Origin of the sequence: Microvirga vignae, assembly GCF_001017175.1 — a bacterium.
Classification (GTDB): Bacteria; Pseudomonadota; Alphaproteobacteria; order Rhizobiales; family Beijerinckiaceae; genus Microvirga; species Microvirga vignae.
The window spans coordinates 11858-12499 of record NZ_LCYG01000058.1 but is presented as its reverse complement, the minus strand read 5'-3'; the positions used below and the strand labels follow the sequence as shown (position 1 = coordinate 12499).

The 642-nt window shown below is 62.9% G+C and carries 1 protein-coding gene; it reads right to left on the bottom strand.

What is annotated here, in order from left to right:
* The coding region (locus AA309_RS36695; RefSeq protein ID WP_280136918.1) for a metallophosphoesterase at window positions 1-351 on the bottom strand (351 nt) is incomplete at its 3' end.
* Window positions 352-642: the final 291 nt, after the last annotated feature.

Genomic DNA, 642 nt, shown 5'->3' with positions numbered 1-642 from the left:
ATCGTCCATGCGATAGAAGTTCGGGTCATCGACACCGGCCAGATAGATGGCCTCGTTCCCGCGTGCAACGCGCGCCGCCTCGTTCAGCAGGAGCCGGTAGCCCATGAGCTCCATGGCCGGCACCATGCGGATCGTATCGTGGTTCCCCAGGATTGCGTAAGCAGGGCTTTTGATCGCTGCCCGAAGACGCTCCAATCCATCCAGCGCTTCCTTGTAGGGGCCATAGGTGAGAGCGCGGTAATCTCCTGTCAGCACGCACAGATCATAGCGCAGCGGCTCAACGCGCCGGACAAGTGCGTCCAGGAACTGGTCATTCATGCCGAAGTGCAGATCCGCGAGGTGCAGGAGCACGAACCCGTCGAAGGCCCCCGGCAGATGAGGGAGTTGCACCTCATGGTGGCGGACCTCGATGGCAAGGGCATTGCGTCGCGCCCTCTCATGCAGGCCTAGCAGCCGGAGACCGCCTCGGATCAGGGCCGGATTCGAGAGCCAGTGCTCACGATTGAAAAGCTGGGTACCCTCACGCCGCGCCAGAGCCTCATACTCTCCTTCCCGCCTGAGGCGCTGCACGATGTACGGATGGCCGAGACGCGGTTCGAGTCTGGCAAGAGCCGCCCTCTCGTCGGGTGTGAGACCAGGCTC